The sequence below is a fragment of the Stenotrophomonas sp. YJH_SMC_46 genome (assembly GCF_059370315.1).
Map to the genome: position 1 here is coordinate 461,835 of NZ_JCAFTO010000001.1, position 18,780 is coordinate 480,614.

Annotated in this window: 17 protein-coding genes; 6 read left to right on the forward strand and 11 right to left on the reverse strand. The window is 67.3% G+C overall.

The features are described 5' to 3' along the window. Window positions 1-350 precede the first annotated feature (350 nt). Window positions 351-1,634, reverse strand: a complete 1,284-nt coding sequence (locus AC5P8C_RS02120; RefSeq protein WP_495218291.1) for an MFS transporter — start codon at window positions 1,632-1,634, stop codon at window positions 351-353. A 2-nt stretch (window positions 1,635-1,636) separates the two neighbouring features. Between AC5P8C_RS02120 and AC5P8C_RS02125 the strand changes: the two genes are divergently transcribed. Further along, on the forward strand, window positions 1,637-2,566 hold the full coding sequence (locus tag AC5P8C_RS02125) for a LysR family transcriptional regulator (protein WP_019660202.1): 930 nt from the start codon (window positions 1,637-1,639) through the stop codon (window positions 2,564-2,566). A gap of 119 nt (window positions 2,567-2,685) precedes the next feature. Here the strand turns inward: AC5P8C_RS02125 and AC5P8C_RS02130 are convergent, their stop codons facing one another. Further along, a complete protein-coding gene (locus AC5P8C_RS02130; protein ID WP_026347047.1) occupies window positions 2,686-4,143 on the reverse strand; it encodes an amidohydrolase family protein in 1,458 nt (485 codons plus the stop codon). A 51-nt stretch (window positions 4,144-4,194) separates the two neighbouring features. Beyond that, a complete protein-coding gene (locus AC5P8C_RS02135) occupies window positions 4,195-4,896 on the reverse strand; it encodes an ankyrin repeat domain-containing protein (RefSeq protein ID WP_019660204.1) in 702 nt (233 codons plus the stop codon). A gap of 122 nt (window positions 4,897-5,018) precedes the next feature. Here AC5P8C_RS02135 and AC5P8C_RS02140 point away from each other — a divergent pair, with 122 nt between their 5' ends. Further along, complete coding sequence (locus AC5P8C_RS02140; protein WP_019660205.1) at window positions 5,019-5,900, forward strand: LysR substrate-binding domain-containing protein; 882 nt, start codon at window positions 5,019-5,021, stop codon at window positions 5,898-5,900. A 132-nt stretch (window positions 5,901-6,032) separates the two neighbouring features. Then, entirely contained in the window at window positions 6,033-6,470 is a 438-nt protein-coding gene (locus tag AC5P8C_RS02145; RefSeq protein ID WP_019660206.1) for a DUF3806 domain-containing protein, read from the forward strand. A gap of 78 nt (window positions 6,471-6,548) precedes the next feature. On the opposite strand, the gene AC5P8C_RS02150 is transcribed toward AC5P8C_RS02145, so the two are convergent. Continuing rightward, window positions 6,549-7,709 carry an amidohydrolase family protein gene (locus AC5P8C_RS02150; RefSeq protein WP_049481998.1) on the reverse strand — a complete coding sequence of 387 codons (1,161 nt, stop codon included), beginning with the start codon at window positions 7,707-7,709 and terminating at the stop codon, window positions 6,549-6,551. Window positions 7,710-7,891: 182 nt separating this feature from the next. Between AC5P8C_RS02150 and AC5P8C_RS02155 the strand changes: the two genes are divergently transcribed. Continuing rightward, window positions 7,892-8,533 carry a hypothetical protein gene (locus tag AC5P8C_RS02155; RefSeq protein WP_019660208.1) on the forward strand — a complete coding sequence of 214 codons (642 nt, stop codon included), beginning with the start codon at window positions 7,892-7,894 and terminating at the stop codon, window positions 8,531-8,533. A gap of 80 nt (window positions 8,534-8,613) precedes the next feature. On the opposite strand, the gene AC5P8C_RS02160 is transcribed toward AC5P8C_RS02155, so the two are convergent. After that, window positions 8,614-11,340: a TonB-dependent receptor plug domain-containing protein gene (locus AC5P8C_RS02160; protein WP_019660209.1), complete on the reverse strand. Its 2,727-nt coding sequence runs from the start codon at window positions 11,338-11,340 to the stop codon at window positions 8,614-8,616. A 216-nt stretch (window positions 11,341-11,556) separates the two neighbouring features. On the opposite strand from AC5P8C_RS02160, the gene AC5P8C_RS02165 reads away from it, so the two are divergent. Beyond that, window positions 11,557-12,156, forward strand: coding sequence for a GNAT family N-acetyltransferase (locus AC5P8C_RS02165; protein WP_019660210.1), 600 nt, complete (start codon window positions 11,557-11,559; stop codon window positions 12,154-12,156). On the opposite strand, the gene AC5P8C_RS02170 is transcribed toward AC5P8C_RS02165, so the two are convergent. Continuing rightward, complete coding sequence (locus AC5P8C_RS02170; RefSeq protein WP_233654064.1) at window positions 12,153-12,929, reverse strand: CDP-diacylglycerol diphosphatase; 777 nt, start codon at window positions 12,927-12,929, stop codon at window positions 12,153-12,155. The genes AC5P8C_RS02165 and AC5P8C_RS02170 overlap by 4 nt on opposite strands. 68 nt (window positions 12,930-12,997) lie before the next feature. Beyond that, on the reverse strand, window positions 12,998-13,672 hold the full coding sequence (locus tag AC5P8C_RS02175) for a decarboxylase (RefSeq protein WP_233654063.1): 675 nt from the start codon (window positions 13,670-13,672) through the stop codon (window positions 12,998-13,000). Between the two features lie 171 nt (window positions 13,673-13,843). On the opposite strand from AC5P8C_RS02175, the gene AC5P8C_RS02180 reads away from it, so the two are divergent. Further along, the gene (locus AC5P8C_RS02180; RefSeq protein ID WP_010485066.1) at window positions 13,844-14,140 is read left to right on the forward strand and encodes an I78 family peptidase inhibitor; all 297 of its coding nucleotides are present in this window, start codon (window positions 13,844-13,846) and stop codon (window positions 14,138-14,140) included. A 96-nt stretch (window positions 14,141-14,236) separates the two neighbouring features. Here AC5P8C_RS02180 and AC5P8C_RS02185 read toward each other — a convergent pair whose 3' ends face one another. The 4 genes from AC5P8C_RS02185 to lldD form a co-directional block, all read right to left on the reverse strand. Then, window positions 14,237-15,121: a hypothetical protein gene (locus tag AC5P8C_RS02185; protein WP_233654062.1), complete on the reverse strand. Its 885-nt coding sequence runs from the start codon at window positions 15,119-15,121 to the stop codon at window positions 14,237-14,239. 115 nt (window positions 15,122-15,236) lie between these two features. Continuing rightward, window positions 15,237-15,845, reverse strand: a complete 609-nt coding sequence (locus tag AC5P8C_RS02190; RefSeq protein WP_233654061.1) for an SMI1/KNR4 family protein — start codon at window positions 15,843-15,845, stop codon at window positions 15,237-15,239. A 92-nt stretch (window positions 15,846-15,937) separates the two neighbouring features. Beyond that, a complete protein-coding gene (dld, locus tag AC5P8C_RS02195) occupies window positions 15,938-17,644 on the reverse strand; it encodes a D-lactate dehydrogenase (RefSeq protein ID WP_026347049.1) in 1,707 nt (568 codons plus the stop codon). After that, the gene (gene lldD / locus AC5P8C_RS02200) at window positions 17,641-18,780 is read right to left on the reverse strand and encodes an FMN-dependent L-lactate dehydrogenase LldD (RefSeq protein ID WP_021204483.1); all 1,140 of its coding nucleotides are present in this window, start codon (window positions 18,778-18,780) and stop codon (window positions 17,641-17,643) included. Before lldD ends, dld begins: the two co-directional genes overlap by 4 nt.

Sequence of the window (18,780 nt, forward strand, 5' to 3'; positions counted from 1 at the left end):
AACCTGTCGAAGGCGGGGTGGGTCCGGTTGCGGGGGCGTGAGCGCCATGGGCCCGAGGCATGCCTCGGGCGGGTTGGGCAGGACGCCCAACCCCGGTCTTGCCGTGTGCGCAGGACAGCGCACACGAGCAAGGCGCGACCGAGCCCCCATGGGTGAGGGCGCTTCGCTTGCGAAGCATTGCTTCGCAAGCGCCCGAACGCCCAGCCGCCAGCGGCTGGGCCGGACTGGGGATTCACGGCGTCCCCCGCAACCGGACCCACCCCGCCTCCCTACAGGAACCCCGCTGTTGCTGTTGCTGTTGCTGTTGCCTCCAGCAGGTGCAGGGCTGCAAGCCCTGCCAAACACCCCCCTTACTTCAAGCGCAGCAGCAGGCTGCCGCCCGCACACACCACCGCCAGCCAGGCCACGCCGTGCCACCCCCACTGTGCCAGCGCCAGGCTGCCCAGCGCACCGCCGGCGGCCATGCCGATGAACATGCCGGTGAACAACAGCGCATTGAGCCGGCTGCGTGCCGGCGGTACCAGGCCGTAGACCAGGGTCTGGTGCGCCACCAGCGCCGACTGGAAGCCGAAGTCGAACAGCAGCGCACTCACCACCAGCAACGGCAGCAGCGCGGCGGCCGGCAACCAGGCTTCGGCGAGCAGCAGGCCGAAGCCCAGCAGCGCCACCGCAATCGCCAGCCGTGCCACCGCATGGCACCCCAGTCGATCAGCAAAACGGCCGGCAAACGGCGCGGCCAGTGCACCGGCCGCACCCGCAATACCAAACGCACCCGCCGCCGCACTACCCAGCCCCAGGCGGGCATGCAGCATCAGCGCCAGGGTCGACCAGAACGCGCTGAATCCCACGGCCAGCAGCGACTGGCTGGCCACCGCACGGCGCAGCTGCGGCTGCTCGCGCCACAACGCCAACAACGAACCCAACAACGCCGGATAGCGCAGCGTGCTGGTCGGCGCGAAGCGCGGCAGCGCACGCGCCATCACCGCGCCCATCGCCGCCACCGATACCGCCGCCAGCACGAACTGCGTGCGCCAACCCCACGCTTCAGCCACCACGCCACTGACCACCCGCGACAACAGGATGCCGAGCAGCAGGCCGGTCATCACCCGGCCGACGATCTGGCCGCGCTGCGCGTCCGGCGCCAACACCGCCGCTGCGGGCACGATGTCCTGAGCCAGGGTGGCCGTCAGCCCGACAAGCAGGCTGGCCACCAGCACGCCCGGCAGCTGCCCGGCCATTGCTGCTGCGCCCAGGGCGAGCGCCAGCAGCGCGGACTTCAACAGGATCAGGTGGCGGCGGTCAAAGCGATCGCCCAGCGGTGCCAGCAGCAGGATGCCCAGTGCGTAGCCGAGCTGGGTCAGGGTTGGCACCAGGCCGGCGGCGCGCTCACCTGCGCCGAGGTCCTGGGCGATCAGGCCCAGCATCGGCTGGCTGTAGTAGAGGGAGGCGACCGAGAAGCCGGCACCGGCAGCCATTGCCAGCACCAACGGGGTGGAAGGTACGGTCGCCGGTGCGGCCGCAACAGACAGCGAGGGGGTAGACATGGGGGAGTCCGGATAGGAAGTGGGCGTATCCTGCCTGTATTCGCCAGACGTCTGTAGTAGGCTCTGGCACATATGCTTCATACGCCACATGCATGAATGACCTCGCCACCGGCGCTGATCGCCTGGATCTGCTGCGCACCTTCCTGCGCATCGTCGATGCTGGCAGCCTGTCTGCTGCGGCCCTGCAGCTGGGCACCACCCAGCCGACGGTCAGCCGACGCCTGCAGGCACTGGAGCGGCAGCTCGGCCTGCGCCTGCTGCAGCGCTCCACCCACGGCCTGCAACTGACCGAGGACGGCCTGCGCTGCCAGCGTCATGCACAACGCGTGGTCGACGAATGGGAGTCGCTGCAGGCCGAACTGAACGGCGAACCGGAAACGCTGCGCGGACGCCTGCGGGTGATGGTGCCGCATGCCTTTGGCCAGGCGCAGCTGCTACCGACCATGCTCGCGTTCCTCGCCCAGCACCCACAGCTGAGCCTGGAGTGGATCCTGGAAGATCGTCGCCCGGATTTCATCGCCGAAGGCATCGACTGCGCGGTGCGTGTGGGACCGGTCGACGAACCGCGCATGGTGGCACTGCCGCTGGCCGAAGTGCCGCGCATCGTCGTGGCAGCGCCCTCGCTGGTGGACGTCACGGCGGTCAGTACGCCGGAACAGGCGCAGGCACTGCCATGGATCTCGCTGGTCACCTACTACCGCGAACGCCTGCTGCTGCATGACGCGCAGGGGCGCGCGCATACCCTTTCGATCAGCCCGCGCCTGCTCAGCGACAACCTGTTCGTGGTGCAGCAGGCTGCACGCGCCGGGTTGGGCGCAGCGGTGGTCTCGGCTTGGCTGGTGGCCGACGACCTCGCCCAAGGGCGGCTGGTGCAGCTGCTGCCGGACTGGCAGCCGCCGGCACTGCCGGTGCATGTCGTGTTTCCGGCCGCGCGCCAGCAGCCGCCGCGGCTGCGCGCCTTCATCGGTGCGATGAAGGCCGCACTGCCGCAGCTGCATGGCATGCGGCCGGCACCGCGTTAGGTCATCGGCCGCATCATCCACGCATGGCGTGGATCTACTGCTGATCGCGGGTATGGATGCCCGGACGGCAACCGGTAGATCCACGCCATGCGTTGCGTGGATTCCGCCCCGCCCCACCCTCAATTGGCCTTCGCCGCCTCCGCATTCCACGCCGCGACCTTGGCCCTGGTATCAGCCAACATCCTGTCCAGCGCAGCGCGGTCATACACGTTGCCGCGCAGGATCACGCTGTCGATCTTCTCGGTGGCGGCGATGTCCTGCAGCGGGTTGGCGGTCAGCAGCACCAGATCGGCAGCCTTGCCCTGTGCAACGCCACCGTAGCGGTCCATCTGGCCGAACCAGGCCGGGCCGGAACGGGTGGCGGCCGACAGCGCCTGCGGCGCGCTCAGGCCCTCCTTCACGAACAGCTGCAGCTCCTGGTGCAGGGCGATGCCCGGGAAATTGAACGAATTGAGGAAGCCCGCATCGGTACCGGCGATGATCGTCACGCCGGCCTCCTGCAGCATCGGCAGCACTGCGGCCACCTGGTGGTACTGCGCGTGGCGCGCTTCGATCTGCGCCGGCGTCGCCTTCGCCGCGCGGTCCACGCGCCACTGGTAGGTCGCGCGCAGGCCCGGGCCGATGTAGGCCAGGTACGGGTCGTTGGCGTGGTCATCCTGGTCGAGGAAGTCGAGGATGCGGCCGCCGTTGAGGGTCGGGGTCACGAATACGCCACGCTTGGCGAAATCACGGTAGGCCCGCATTGCGGTGTCACGGTCGAAGCTGGCGTCGAGGCGGCGATTGGCTTCGGCGCGATCGATGCGCCCGGCGCCGAAGTCGGCGGCGATCTGCGCTTCGTCCTTGCTGCCGGCCTTGAATGCGTAGTCCAGATGCTCGATCGAGGCCAGGCCGGCATCGACCGCCTGCTCCACGGTCAGCGCCATTGGAATGTGGCCCGAGGCCTTGAAGCCGGCCTTTCGCGCAGCGCTGGCCGAGTACAGGAACAGTTCCGGCGTCAGCGTGCTGTCGGTGATCTTCACGAAATCGACCTTGTCGTGCTGCAGTCGGGTAATCGCCTTGTCGACGTCGGTCTCGCTGCCCACTTCGATCGTGCCCTTCCACACCGGCTTGATGCCCTCGATCTTCGCGCCGGAACTGAGCAGGCGCGGGCCGAACAGCGTGCCCTTGGCGATTTCGCCACGCCACTGCAGCACCTGCTCGGGCAGATCGCCGGAACAATCACGCACGGTGGTGATGCCGTGCGCGATGTACAGCGGCAGCAGTGCCTTGTTCTCTTCGATCAGCGCCGGGCCACCGCCGAAATGCACGTGCATGTCCCACAGCCCCGGGATCAGGTACTTGCCCTTGGCGTCGATCTGGCGGGCCGCGCTCCATTGGCTGCGCAGCTGCGCATCTGGACCGACGGCGACGATGTCCTCGCCGCGGATCACCACGCTCTGCCCGGCCAGGGTGCTGGCGTGCTCGACATCGACCACGGTGGCATTGCGGATCAGCAGGTCGGCGCGCTCGGCGGCAGAGGCCGACAGCGGTGCTACCGCAAGGAGGATGGCAAGGGACAACGGACGGGAACGGAACATGGACAGCATCCTGATGGGCACGCCCAGCGTGCGGGTGGAAGGGGTTTGCATTCAGCGCACCGCGCCGTGCTGGCGCAGCAGGGTCTCAATTCCGGTATAGCCGCGCTGGCGCGCGTGCGTCAGCGGCGTCACGCCATCGCCGTCGGCAAGCTCCGGGTCGGCACCGGCCTCCAGCAGCAGCTGCACGATCTGCACGTGGCGCGCACCGCCATCGCCGAGCAGGATCGCTTCCAGCAGCGCGGTCCAGTGCAGGCGGTTGACATGGTCCACCGCCACGCCCGCGCGCAACAGCGTACGTACGGTGGCGACGTGGCCACGCTCGGCGGCCGGAATCAGCGCGGTGCCGCCATAGCGGTTGGTGCTGCGCAGATCGGCGCCATGCGCCAGGGTCATCGCCAGGATCTCATCCAGGCCACGCGCACCGGCGTACAGGTAGGCGCTGTCCTGCATCGCGTCCTTGGCATTGACGTCGGCACCGGCTTCGATCAGCTCGCGCGCGGCATCCACGTTGTTGCCGTGCGTGGCCAGCAGCAGCGCGGTGCGGCCCTGGCCATCGCGCGCCTCCAGCGTGGCGCCATCCTCGATCGCCTGTCGCACTGCATCGGCGTCGCCGCGGCTGGCAGCATCCCGCAGGCGCGCGTCTGCGTCGGCCCGGGACGTGGCGGTGCAGGCGGGGGTGACCATGGCCAGCAGGCACAACAGCAGCACGCGCGTGAAGGGCGCAGGCCAGCCAGCGGAATGATGGACGCGCATGACAGTGTCTCCTCGTGTCCGTCGCCACGGAACGCCGTGCGACGGTAGCAACAGCCGCGCATTGCCGGCCCCTGCCCTGCATGGTAGAAGTCGGCCTGGGTATCCAGAAGTGAAATGTTCAAATGCAAGACAGTGCCAAATCGAATAGAACCCTGTTCGAACTGGACCTGCTGCGGGCGCTGGTGATGGTGGCCGACTGCGGCAGTTTCACCACAGCGGCCACGCGCCTGCATTCGACCCAGTCCACGGTCAGCCAGAAGGTGCGGCGGCTGGAGGAACTGGCCGGGCATCGCCTGCTCGAGCGCGGCCACCGCGATGTACACCCCACCGACGCCGGCCACACCCTGCTCGGCTACGCGCGGCGCATGCTCGACCTGAACGAGGAAATGGCACAGGCGCTGGCCGGCGCGACGGTGGAAACCGCGGTCCGCATCGGCGTGCCGGAGGACTTCGTCAACCCGCAGACCACCCGCATGCTGGCCGCCTTCAGCCGCCGCCACCCGCAGGTGAAGCTGGAGATCAGCAGCGGCCTCAGCCGTGACCTGGCGCAGGGCTTCGACCACGGCGAGCTGGACCTGGTGCTGGTCAAACAACGCCGCAACAGCCGCCAGGCGGTGCATTGCCGGCGCGAGCCGATGCACTGGATCGACAGCCTGCGCAGCAGTTGCCTGCAGCAGGACCCACTGCCGCTGGTCACGTTTCCGCCGCGCGGCCTGTACCGCGACGAGATGATCCACGCCGTGGAAGCGCTGGGCCTGCGCTGGCGCATCGCCTTCACCAGCTCATCGCTCAGTGGCATCCAGGGCGCGGTGGCCGATGGCATCGGCATCAGCTTGTTGCCGCGCCGTGCAGTCACCCGCGAGCACCGCATCATCGATGGCGAGCGCGACCTGCCGGTGATCGACAACTACGAGATCGGCCTGCTGCATCGTGCCGACGCCGATGATGCGGTGCGGGCACTGGCCAGCGAGCTGTGGCGGCAGGTACGGCGCGAACCGGACTGACCACAGTAGATCCACGCCATGCGTGGATGCCTTTCGCGCATCACGCATCGAAACATGGTCACTCCGGCCGTACGACGGGCAACAATCGCCTCGTAGAGTGCCTGTTGTTTCCGTGCTCCACGGCGCCCTGGCATGTCCGACCAATTCCCCACCCGTTTCGATCCCCTGCCTGCTGCACTGCAGACCCATCTGCAGCACCAGCGCTCGCTGATCGCCGCGCGCGTGGCCGCCAGCTTCCCGACGCTGCCGGTGCAATGGCCGCTGGCCCCCAGCACATTGCAGCGCGTGGTCGATGCCGAGCTGATCGACCGCGCCGACTGCGATGGCTGGGAAGCACTGGGCGTGGCATTCGGTGACACTCTGGCCCAGCGTGTGCCGGGCCTGACCTGGATGCAGGTGACCGATGCCTGGGGCATCGACGCGGTGCTGCGCTATGCCGACAGCAGCCTGCAGATCGGCGCCAGCACCCTGCTGCTCAAGCGCGTGGAGCAGGGCGAGATCATCGACATCGCCCACCTGCTTGCGTGGCTGGAAGAGTTCGTCGCTACCCGCGCTGACGATTACGCCTGACGGCATATCGGGGTAGATCCACGCCATGCGTGGATGAATGAGACCGCGCGATGGTGCCGTCCACGCCATGACGCGGATCTACAGCCAGCGGCCGTCGACCACCACCCTGCGCTCCACCGGCACCCCGGCCACGGCGGCCGGGCCGTGGTCGGCACGCACGGCCACGAAGGTCGCCGGCCGGCCTTCGGCAATACCATGCTGCGGCAGGCCGATCACCTGCGCGGCATGGGTGGTGACCATGTCCAGCGCCAGCATCAGGTCGGCATCGGTGTAGAAGCCGGAACGGTAGCCCAGCAACATCGCCCGCTGCAGCAGGTCGCCGTTGCCGTAAGGCCACCAGCAGTCGCGGATGTTGTCGTTGCCTGCGAACACGCGCACACCGGCATCATGCAGCGCGCGCAGCGGCGGGAACGGATGATCGCCCGGCGCATTGCTCATGATCGCCACACCCGCCGTGGCCAGTGCTTCGCCCACCTGCAGCGCGCGCGCCAGCGGCACGTCGCCCAGCGAATAGGCATGGCTTACCGCAACCCGCCCCTGCAGGCCGGCGGCCCGCGTCCGCGCTGCAATGCGCAGAAGCTGCGCCAGGCCGGTTTCGCCGGGCTCGTGCAGATGGATGTCCAGCTGCACGCCGTAGCGCTCGGCCAGGCCGAACAGCAGCGCCAATTGGCCTTCGGCATCACCATCGAGCGTGGTCGGGTCGATGCCGCCGAGCACCTCCACGCCCGCAGCAAGCGCCTGCTCCAGTACGGCGGCGGTGCCGGGACAGGAGATCACCCCTGCCTGCGGAAACGCCACCAGCTGGATCCGCATGATGTCGGCGCAGCGCAGCGCCGCCTCGCGCACTGCTTCGAGATGGCCGAGACCGGTGCTGGCGTCGATATCGACATGGCAGCGCATCGCCACGGTACCGAAAGCACTGCATTGGCGGATCAGCGCCTCGGCACGGTCCACCATCGGTGCCGCATCCGCCACCGCCGCCTTCTCCACCGCCAGCCGCTCACGCAGGCTGTTCACCGGCTGGTGCGGGTGCCAACGGTCGCCGACAAAGCTCTTGTCGAGGTGAATGTGGCCGTCGACCAGCCCGGGCAGCACCGCGAAGCCCTGCAGGTCGACGCATTCCGCCCCTTCTGCCGGCGTGGCCTCGTCATTGAGGCCGCTGATGCGGCCATCACGGACATGGAAATGCAGTGGCGCACCGTCGCGGTCGACACCGCCATGGACGAACTGGAGGGTCATCGGGAACTCCCGGAATGCCAAGAATGGCGCCATCGTGCGCCTCGCCGCAGCCATCGACCAACGAAATATCTGGATGGTACGCATTCACCAGAACGATGATTGCCCTGCGACAACCGGTCGCAGCCACGCCGTGCACACCCCTGAACGGGTAACATGGGCGCCTGTTTCCGCTGTGATTCCGCATGGGCCCGTCCGACCGCCACGATCGTCTCCGCCGCTGGCAGGCCGCGTCCCTGCTTGCCGCCGCCCCGATCGCCAGCCTGTCCGCCACTGATGCGGCGGCCGCTGCGCCGCTGCAGTCGCCGCCGGGCCAGCAGCGCATTGCCCCGGCTGCACTGGTCGAGCGCCTGCACCAGCGCGTGCTGTCCGGGCAGAGCGCCACCGCCACGCTGGAACACTGGTGTGCCGAACATGGCCTGGCCGAACAGGCGCGGGTCCGCGCGGTGCGCATACACGGTCACGACAAGCCGGCCCCGGCCGACGTACTGCAGGCACTGGGTGCAGCACCCGGCGCCGAGCTGCGCTATCGCCGGGTGCAGCTGGTCTGCGGCAGCCGCGTGCTGTCCGAGGCCGACAACTGGTACCTGCCCGGCCATCTCAGCCCGGCCATGAACCAGGTGCTGGACAGCACCGACGAACCCTTCGGTCGCGTGGTCGGCCCGCTCGGTTTCCAGCGCCAGACCTTGGCCGACCAGACGTTCTGGCCGCCGCGGGGCGAAGGCGACCGCGGCGTGGTCCTGGAGGTGCGTGCCCTGTTGCGCGACCGCCAGCAGCAGCCTTTCAGCTACGTCATCGAGTCGTACCTGCAGCAGGCACTGCCCTAGGCCGCCGGCGCGCGCCATCACAGCGGATAGGGACACAGCAGAAGGCCCGGCATTGCCGGGCCTTCTGTCTGCCCGCCCGATCAGCGGAACCGGTAGTCCAGCTGCACCCAGTACTGGCGGCCATACGGGTCGTAGTTGCCGACCGGGTAGAACGGCCAGCCGCCACCGTTCCTGTCCGCCGGCGGGCGGCTGTCGCGCAGGTTGTTGACGATCACGCCCACCGACAGGTTCTCGCCGAACTGGCGGAACACGCTGGCGTTGTACGTCATGTACGGCGCGATGCGGCCACTGCCATCGGTCTTCGGCAGCGAGCCGAAGCGGTTGCCGTACAGCGTAGTGGTCCAGTCACCCTGGTTCCAGGTGATGCTGCCGTTGGCCTTGCTGCGCCACTGGTAGTCATCCAGCGAATTGCGGATGTCACGCTCCGGATCATCGGAGAACTGCCGGTACTTGTGCTCCAGCACCACGGTGTAGGCCAGGCGCGTGGTGAACCGCCCATAGTGGCCGGCATCGAAACGCCAGTTGCCCTTCAGGTCCAGGCCGCGCACCGATTCGGAGGCGGCGTTGATCGGGTTGATCAGCACGCGGGTTACCTGGTCCGGCTGCACCGTGGCATTGGACGGGTTGCGGATCACCCGCGACAGCGCGTCCTGGCACAGCGGTGAACCGATATCGCGTGCTTCGCCACCCAACGTGCGGCCCAGGCGGCAATCGGCTTCATCACGAAGAATACGGCTGGTGTCGAGGCTGGTGACCTCATTGTCGATACGGATGTCGTAGTAGTCAGCACTGAAATCCAGCCCGGACAGCGGCGACCAGACCACGCCGAAACCATAGGATTTGGCGGTTTCCGGCTGCAGCTGTGCGTTGGCGCGGTTGCTGTAGTCGATCGACAGGCCGTTGTAATCGCAGTTGTCATACGACTGGCCTGCGGTGCGGCAGCGCCAGTAATCGGTCATGCCCGGGTTGTAACCACGCGTCTCGGTCGCGAACACGTAGTTCATGTCCGGCGCCCGGAAGCTGGTGGCAGCGGTACCACGGATCAGCAGGCTCTCGATCGGGCGGAACTCGACGCCGAAGCTCCAGGTCGCCTTGCCGATGTGCTCACCACCGGCACGGTACTGGTCATAGCGCCCGGCCAGGGTGGTGGTGAGCGACTGCAGCAACGGCAGCTGCAGCTCCACGCCGGCAGCATAGCGGTCGCGCTCGCCACCGGCACCAATACCGGCGCTGGTGTTCCAGAATTCACCGGTGCCCAGTCGCGGGTCCGGTCGATTGCGATAGCCCTGGCTGCCAGCCTCGACCACCGCGGCCAGCGCAGCGTCGCCACCGGGCAGTGCGAACAGCCGGCCGTTGACGCTGGCGCTGAAGGTCTGCAGCCACGCCGCGTTGCGGCTCTCCTGGTAGCCGGACAGGCTCTGGTACTCGTTCGGGCTCAGCGGCTGGAACAGGCGCGCCGGATCCGGCGCATAGACCTCTACGCCATTGCGCACGCCCAGCTTCGGGCCAAGCAGGTATTCGTTGATACCGGCCAGCAGCACCGGGCGGCGGGTGCGGTTCTCGTAACGCGAGCGGCTGTAGACCGCCTCATAGTCCCAGCCACTGTCACCGATCTGGCCACGTGCGCCGACGTTGAACGACCACGAGTTTTCCAGGAAGCGGTTGGCATTGCGCGGCAGGCCGCCGATTTCTTCCGGCGCGAAGCGGCGGTACCAGCTTTCCAGATTGCCGGTGGTCTGGTTGTAGAAGTAGTTGCGCGCCGAGGTCCAGGTCGGCGCACGCGTGTTGTTGTAGATGCGCGCGCTGCCCACGGCGACATCGGCGAACAGATCGGTGGTCTCGTTGACGTGGAAGGTCAGCAGGCCATAGCCATTGAGGTTGCGCTTCTGGGTCTGCACGGTCCAGTAACTGGCTGCGGCCTCATTGCTGCCGCAGTACCAGCCCTGGCGCGGGTTGTTGGCGCGGAACACGCTCCCGCCATAGATGTCCGACGCTGCGTCGCAGCCGTTGACGCCCGGATCGATGTTGCGGCCGGTGGCAGCATTGCGGCGATAGGCGATCGCGGTCGCCTGCGGCGCCTTGCCGGCCGGGTCATCATCCAGCGAATCCATGAAGTCGCGCTGGCGCGCATGGATCGCCTTGCGCACATCGAACTCGAAGCCGAACAGCGCATCCCAACGCTCGCCGGAACTACCCCCGACCACCTGCGCGCGCTGGTTGTCACCACCGCCCTGCTGGGTGCCACCGGCGCGCACGTTCACGTCCACACCCTCAAAGCGGTCTTTGAGAATGATGTTGACCACGCCGGCGATGGCATCGGAGCCATACACCGCCGACGCACCGGCCGCCAGGACCTCGATGCGCTCGATCAGCGCACTGGGAATGTTGGCCAGGTTGACCACGTTCACCGAGCCCTCGTAGGCCAGCGGATAGTCGGCCTGGCGGCGGCCGTTGACCAGCACCAGCGTGCGGTTCGGGCCCAGCCCGCGCAGGTTGATGGTGTTGGCGGCCGGGGTGAAGGTATTGCCGAAGTCCTCGCCCTGCACGTTGCCGGTGTTCTCGGTCAGCGCGCTCAGCGCATCGAAGGCATTGCGGTAGCCCTGCGCGTCGATCTGCTCGCGGCTGATCACCGTCACCGGCGAGGGCCCCTCGACACTGGCGCGCGGAATGCGCGAGCCGGTGACCTTCACTTCCTGCAATGTGGTGGGCGCGCTTTCCTGCGCGAAGGCCGGCAGCGAAACCAGCATCAGGGACGACAGTGCGAGCACCAGCGGACGCGGGCGCAGCGCCTTGGGGGAGGCGGACATGGGCTTCCTGGGGGGAGTTGGGCGGGTGGTAGCGGGAGCGGCCTGTGGGGCACATAACGATCCCGTAACGAAAGTGTCCTGAATGGGTGGTTTCAACGGAAATGACCAGGCCTGATGGCCTTATGCCTGAACCGAATCAGTCCCCCGGCGCCGCTCACCGCATTTTTGCAATGTTTTGAATGGTGCAGGGGGGCGGGCACGGCCATCGTGCCGGGGATGATGATCCCGTATCCCACCCCGCTTCTCCCCCCGTTGCGGCCGGTGCTGCGCCGTCACCTGCTGCAGCTGCAGGCCGCACCGGTCACCCTGCGCCCGTTCCAGCGTACCGACCTGCCGCGCTGGCGCCTGTTCGATGACCGCCGCCGGCGCGGCCGACGCCATCCGGCGGGTATCGACGAGGAAGCCCGCTTCCTGGCCCACATGCACCGTTCGCGGCTGGAGCAGGACAACGATCAGCTGATGCTGGGAGTATTCGATGACGAGCACGGCACAGTACTGGACCAGTTGCATGTCCGCCTGCAGTGCTTGCAGACGCGCTGCGCCGAGCTGCTGTCGCTGCAGCATTGGCACCCGCACGCGGATGCAGCGCTGCGGGCGCTGTGCCCGTTCCTTTTCGAGGATGTGGGCGTGCACCGCCTGTTCGTGATGCTGCCACCGGACTGCAGCAGCCCGTTCGCCACTGCACTGCACGCCTTCGGCTTCGAACAGGAAGGGCTGCTGCGCGACCATCACCTGGATCTGGACGGTTGGCAGGATCGCCAGCTGCTGGCGCTGACCGCGCCGGTCTGGCGCAGCCGCCAGCAGCCCCAGGGTTAGCGGACCCGCTCCAGCGATACGCCTGCGCCGGTCAGCACCGCGCAGGCGTGGTCCTGCAGCTCTTCAGCGCTGGCCTCGTTACCGGTGCCGGGGTCCACACGGGTGGCCAGCAGGATGAAACCCGGGCCACCCTGCACCGGGTCCCGTCCCGCCACCACCAGGCTCCACTGGCCCACGTCGCCCACGCCGGCGAGGTCATAGGCCAGCAGATTGAGCGGATTGGCGGTCAGTTCCGCGCCCGGCAACAGGCGGGCCTGGTACTGATGACCACGCAGCGGCACCGGCAGCGGTGCCCAGCGGCTGCCCAGGGCAGCGGCATGCGCGTCCAACGCCTGCAGCACGTCGGCACGCAGGCAATCCACGTGGATGTGCAGCTGGTGCTGCGAACGGCCGTGCGGCGAGTTCAACGCCAGGCTCGCGACGTTGCGCGGCAGCGGTTGCCGCAAGGCCTGCTCGGTGTGGCTGCGCGCCTGCCAGGCCGCAGCGAAGTAGTTCGGTGCACCGCGCTGGTACAGGCTGCGGCTCTCGATACCGCTGACCTTGTCCAGCGGCATCAGCAGGAACTGGTAGTCGCCGTGCGCGTCCTTGACCAGCACATCGCGACGGTCTGCGGCCGGCTCCACCCGCAGGCAGTCACCCCGCGGCCCTCCAGCGCCACGGCAGTCACGCTCGATCAACCGCCACAGCGCATCGGCATGAGCCGGTGGCGGCGGCGCGCTTGCACAGGCAGACAAGAGCAGAAGGGACGGCAGCAGGAAGGGGCGCAGGGACACGGAAACAACTCACGGAACAGGCACGGCACACAGCGCCGCGCTGCATTCTAGCCAATGCGCTGCTGCAATCAGTAGGTGCCGAACGGCACTTCAACCACGATCGGTGCCCCGCCCTCGCCCGCCTGCAGGCTGTAGCGGTCCAGCGCACCATCGTCATCAGCATGCGGCTGGCGTTGGAAATGCAGCGGATAGCGAATGTCTCCCAGGCGGACGGCGCTGCCGTCGGCCTCCAGCGCGGCACCTTCGGGAATAAGCAGCCCGCCCAGGTCGCTGTAGGCGCCCGGCACGTCGGCGAAGCTGTAGTCGGCCAGTTCGTCCACCCGTTGCATCGCATAGACGTGCGGCACATAGGGACGTACCGGGCTGCGGCCATTGCTCAGGTCGGTCACCCAGGCCTGCGGCAGGTGGTACTGCTCACGCAGCGCGGCCACCCCCAGCGAGGGGCTGGCCACCTGCAGGCAGCACACCGTCCGCTTGCCTTCACGGTCGAGGATAGCGAAACGGTCGCCACGGGTCGCCGCCTGCGGCAGCATGGCAAAGGCCAGATTACGCTGCGCAGGCTCGTAGCCCGCTTCGGTCTGCAGGTTGCGCCAGGCGCCGAACACCGGGGTTTCGACCGCCGCAGGTTCCGGATCGGCAGCGGAGGCGGCAGACGCCACGCCCAGCAACGACAGCGACAGCGACAGCGCCAGCGCCAGCGCCGTCATCGTCTTGTTCTTGCCGCGGAAACTGCCTGACGTCATACCGTACCCAACACCTGCGCCGGAAGGGCCCGGCCTGCCTGCTGGCGTACTGCCAGCCATTGCTCCCACTATGCAATGACCACGCTGTGCCGGCAATGACCGGATCGCTGACGCCTTTCGCACGCCCGGTGCTATCGTTCCCGTCATCTTCCCCTGCGCAGGAGCGCTCGCATGTCCGCATTCCGTCTGTCCCTGTTGCTGCCGGCCTCTGCCCTGCTGCTGTCGGCCTGCGTCAGCACCCCTGGCCCGGAAGTCAAAGGCAGCGGCCGCTGCGACGCCAGCCAGCTGGGCTGGGCGATCGGCCAGCCGGCCAATGAGCCCAACATCCGCCGCCTGTCCCGCGAGAGTGGTGCCGGCCTGGTCAACCCGATCGGCCCCAGCACCATCACCACCAAGGACATCCGCCAGGACCGCCTGCGCGTGTTCGTGGACAAGGACAACGTCATCACCGCCACCCGCTGCGAGTAAGCGCCGCCTCAGTTTTTGTAGAGCCGAGCCCACGCTCGGCTGCTCTGCGGCCGGGCCACGCGAGAACCCGAGTCGAGCATGGCTCGACTCTACACTTCAGGGTTCGGTATAGCCGGCGCAGTCCGGCAGCGCCTGGTCCGGGTGGAACATGCCCTCGCGGAAGTGGAACAACCGCGTATAGGTGCACGCCGGATCCTGCTCGGTGCGCAGGTCTTTCTTCTTCAGCGGCCCCTTGGCCAGCGAATCCTCGAAGCGCGAAACACCGGCCGGGAACCGCGTCGCCACGGTCTGGTAGCGCAGCACCGGCATACCCTCGGCAGCCGTGTCCAGCGCCAGCTTCGCCGAGAAGCCGTATTCGTCGTGGCAGGCACCGGCGCGCTGCCTGATGTCCTGCTCGCTGAAACAGGCGCGGATCATCGCATTGCCCAGCCATGGCACGGTCAGCACGTCGTCGTCCACCTGGATGTCGTTCTGCAGGTGGCGCACGCGTGCCAGCTGCAGCGTGGACGCGTCGGCACCTCCACCGGAGTACATGGTGCTGAACTTGACGATGCCACCCACCAGCACATTCTGGCGGGCGCGCTGCTGCGGGTCGGTCACCGGTTCATCGCTGCCCACGCCAGGGGCCAGCCGCACGATCCATGGCCACAGCGACAGCTCGCTTTCCTGCGGCACGTCGATGCTGACGTGGTAGGTGTGCGGCTTGCCCCGGCCCTGCACCTTCTCAAGCACTTCCAGCACGCTCGGCCGGTCACCCTCCTCGGCAACCGGTTGCACGCGCATGCACCAGTTGCCGTCCCGCGTGCAGTCATAAAGCCCCGACGGTCCAGTCTCACTCGCGATCAGCACCTGTCCCAGCGGCTCCATCACGTTGCCGGCGGCATCGCGCTGCTGCGGCAGGATCGCGGACTGGGCCAGCGCCAGCAGCGGGGTCGCCAGCAATGCAGTGCAGAGAGTGGCGCGGGCGAGAACGGTGGGCATCGAGGAGATTCCTGCTGATGAATCCGGATCGTAGCGCAGGAAAATCGGGAAAACTGCGAGCCAGCCCATTCAACGGACACCCGACTGCCCTCTTCTATCAGAGCATCAATCCAAACTACGCCCCACCAGCACTTCGTAGAATTGCCGGGGGAGCGAAGCCGTCATCAGTTGGCGACTCGAGATTCTCACCATCCCAGCTTGCCTGACTGATCCACTCCACCGCCTTTTCAGCGAACTCAGCGAAAGTGGGAGCGAGAAGGTACTTGATGTCTTCATCCGCACCAAAGGCAATCACCTGTCCTTCACCACCGTCAATGTCGGGATCGAAATCCAATCCCATGTGATTGCCGCCACCATCGTGAGTCAGCGGTATCCAACGCGCATTGGTGTACATCGGCTTCACCACCCCCGCGGGACTCGACCTCATGAACTCCGCGCAGTCCTCGTTCATGCCGTCGGCCTCAATCTCACGCCAACCGTGCCACTGCCGCCTGATCTCCATGGACGAAAGCATTTGACTCCCGAACAGAAGCCCGACCCCATCCTGCCCATCGTGAATCATCAGCAACTGCCTTAGCAGATCTGGCAAAGCGACTCCAAGCTGAGCCTCCAGTTCAACCAACTCGCTTTCGGAGGCTCCCGGCCGCAACTGCATTTCATCCAGACAACTCTTCTCGCGAAGCGACGCTTTGATGAATGCCCATATCTGATCTGCAGTCTGCATTGGTCCTGTATCCCTCCCAGCCAAGACCTCAGCCTAGTGCCAACCCGATCAGTGAGGAATGCAAGAAGTCCGAATTTTCAGATGGTGCGCCGCTAGTGCCCACTACAGTCGCAGCCACCCCACCCCTTGGCCTTCGAGGTCTGGCCGATGCCCGGGTTGAACGTATTGCTCGGGTCCAGCTGCCTGTAGAAGCCCGCCAGCGCAGGCTTGGCAGGGTACAGGTGGCCGACATTGTGCTCGGCCGGATACTCGGCGCCACGCTGGTCCAGCAGCGCCCACATCGCATGCTCGATCGCCATCGGGTCTTCACCTTTGCGCGCGATGTAGTCCTGGTGGAACACGTGGCACAGGAAGTGGCCGTAGTACAGCTTGTGCAGCAGGCGCGCGTCGATATCCGCCGGTAGCTGCTCGAACCAGTCGGCATCGTCACGTCGCAGCGCGATGTCCAGCGCGACGATGTCCTGCACCTGGTCACGATGCACTTCACGGTAACGCACTGCGGCACCGGCCACCGCGAAGCGATGCAGGAACGCCTTGCGCCCCTCCTCCGCCGTGCAGTGGAAATAGCCGCCTTCGTGGCCAGCGAAGAAGCTGCGCAGCCAGGCCTCGGTTTCCGCAGCGTCCTGGGCAGAGACCTTCAGCAACAGGTGATGCTCGTAGCGCTGGCGGAACTCGCCCATGCGCTTGGGCAGGTGCGAGGGCAGCAGGCCCGTCAGCACCTGCATCACACTGTCGGTCACGCCGCGCAGGCCCAACCGCTCGAACCAGCCATCGACACGGCTCTTCAACGCGAACGCGGCGGGCACGCGGGAAGTGCCAAGGCGGTCGATCAGCAGGAAGCTGTCCTTGCCGTAGCGCTCGCCGATATCATAGGCATCGCGGTGGATGTACTCGCCGGCAATCGGCAGGCGCTCGAAGCCAGTCAGCAGCTGGCGCCGGATCGCGGTGAGGCTGTCGGTACGGTTGCTGCCTATATAGAAGACCTCCGCAGCCTCTTTTTCGAAGGTGTCCAGGCGCACCGCGAACACCGCCAGCTTGCCGGCAGATCCCGCTGCCTCGAAGTGGCGGCTGGGGTCGGCATTGAAGCGTGCCGGGGTATCGGCGTCGACCTTGCGCACTTCCTCGGCATAGCGTGGGTCGGAAGCCGCACGGCCGTCGCCATCGCCCACGTCGGCGGCCGTGTAGTCACCGGCCTGCAGGCGCTGCAGGATCTGCTCGGGCGTATCACCCAGCGCGATGCCCAGATGATTGACCAGCTGCAGCTGGCCCTGCGCATCGACCTGCGCATACAGCGCCAGCTCGGTGTAGGCCGGGCCACGGCGCACCAGCGCACCGCCGGAGTTGTTGCAGATGCCGCCCAGCACCGAGGCACCGATGCAGGACGAGCCGATCACCGAATGCGGTTCGCGACCCAGCGGGGCCAGCGTCTGCTCCAGGCGGTCCAGCGTGGCGCCGGGCAGGCACAGCACCTGGCGGCCTTCGTTCAACAACTGGATGCCGGTCAGGCGCAGCGTGCTGACCAGCACGATCGGCCGGCCATAGTCATCGCCGTCCGGGGTCGAGCCGCCGGTCAGGCCGGTGTTGGCCGCCTGCAGGATGATCGCCGCGCCGCCCTGCACCGCTGCCTGCAGCACGTGCCACAGTTCCAGCAAGGTACCCGGACGCACCACCGCCAGTACCGGGCCATCGCCGAAGCGGTAGCCGCGACGGAAGCGGCGCGTGGCCTTGTCACCGGTCAGTACATGGCGACCGCCGACCGTATCGCGCAACTGCGCCAGCACCGCATCGTGGCCACTCATGGCAGGCTGGCCAGCGAATCGCGGCCGATGTCGGCGATGCGGCGCGCGCCGGTCAGCGTCATCGCCACGCGCATTTCCTTGGCGATCAGGTCCAGCAGGTTGGCCACCCCGGCTTCGCCCTGCGCAGCCAGCGCATAGACGAAGGCGCGACCCAGCAGCACGGTGTCAGCACCCAGCGCCAGCATGCGCACCACGTCCAGGCCGGTACGGATGCCCGAATCGGCGAGAATCTTCAGGTCGCCCTGCACCGCATCGGCGATGGCCGGCAACGCACGTGCGGTGGACAGCACGCCGTCCAGCTGGCGGCCACCGTGATTGGAGACCACGATGCCATCCGCACCGAACTTCACCGCATCACGCGCGTCATCCGGGTCGAGGATGCCCTTGATCACCATCGGGCCCTTCCAGAATTCGCGGATCCACTCCAGGTCCTTCCACGAAATGGAGGGATCGAAGTTGCTGCCCAACCAGCCGATGTAATCCTCCAGCCCGGTCGGGTTGCCGCGGTAGGTGGAGATGTTGCCGAGGTCATGCGGGCGGCCGAACAGGCCCACGTCCCACGCCCAGTGCGGATGGGTGATGGCCTGGCCGATACGGCGCAGCGAGGCATTCGGGCCGCTCATGCCCGAGTGTGCATCGCGGTAGCGCGCGCCCGGCACCGGCATGTCCACGGTGAACACCAGCGTGGTCACGCCGGCGGCCTGCGCCCGCTCCAGCGCGTTGCGCATGAAGCCACGGTCGCGCAGCACGTACAGCTGGAACCACATCGGCCGCTGGATGGCCGGTGCCACTTCCTCGATCGGGCACACCGACACCGTGGACAGGGTGAACGGGATGCCGCGGCTGTCGGCCGCGCGCGCCGCCTGTACCTCGCCGCGCCGGGCATACATGCCGGTCAGGCCGACCGGCGCCAGCGCCACCGGCATCGCCAGTCTTTCGCCGAACAGCTCGGTTTCCAAGCTCAGGTCGGACATGTTGCGCAGGATGCGCTGGCGCAGCGCGATGTCGGACAGGTCGGAAACGTTGCGCTTCAGCGTGTGCTCGGCATACGCGCCGCCATCGATGTAGTGGAACAGGAACGGCGGCAGCCGGCGTTGCGCTGCGGCACGGTAATCGGTGGAGGCGGAGATGATCAT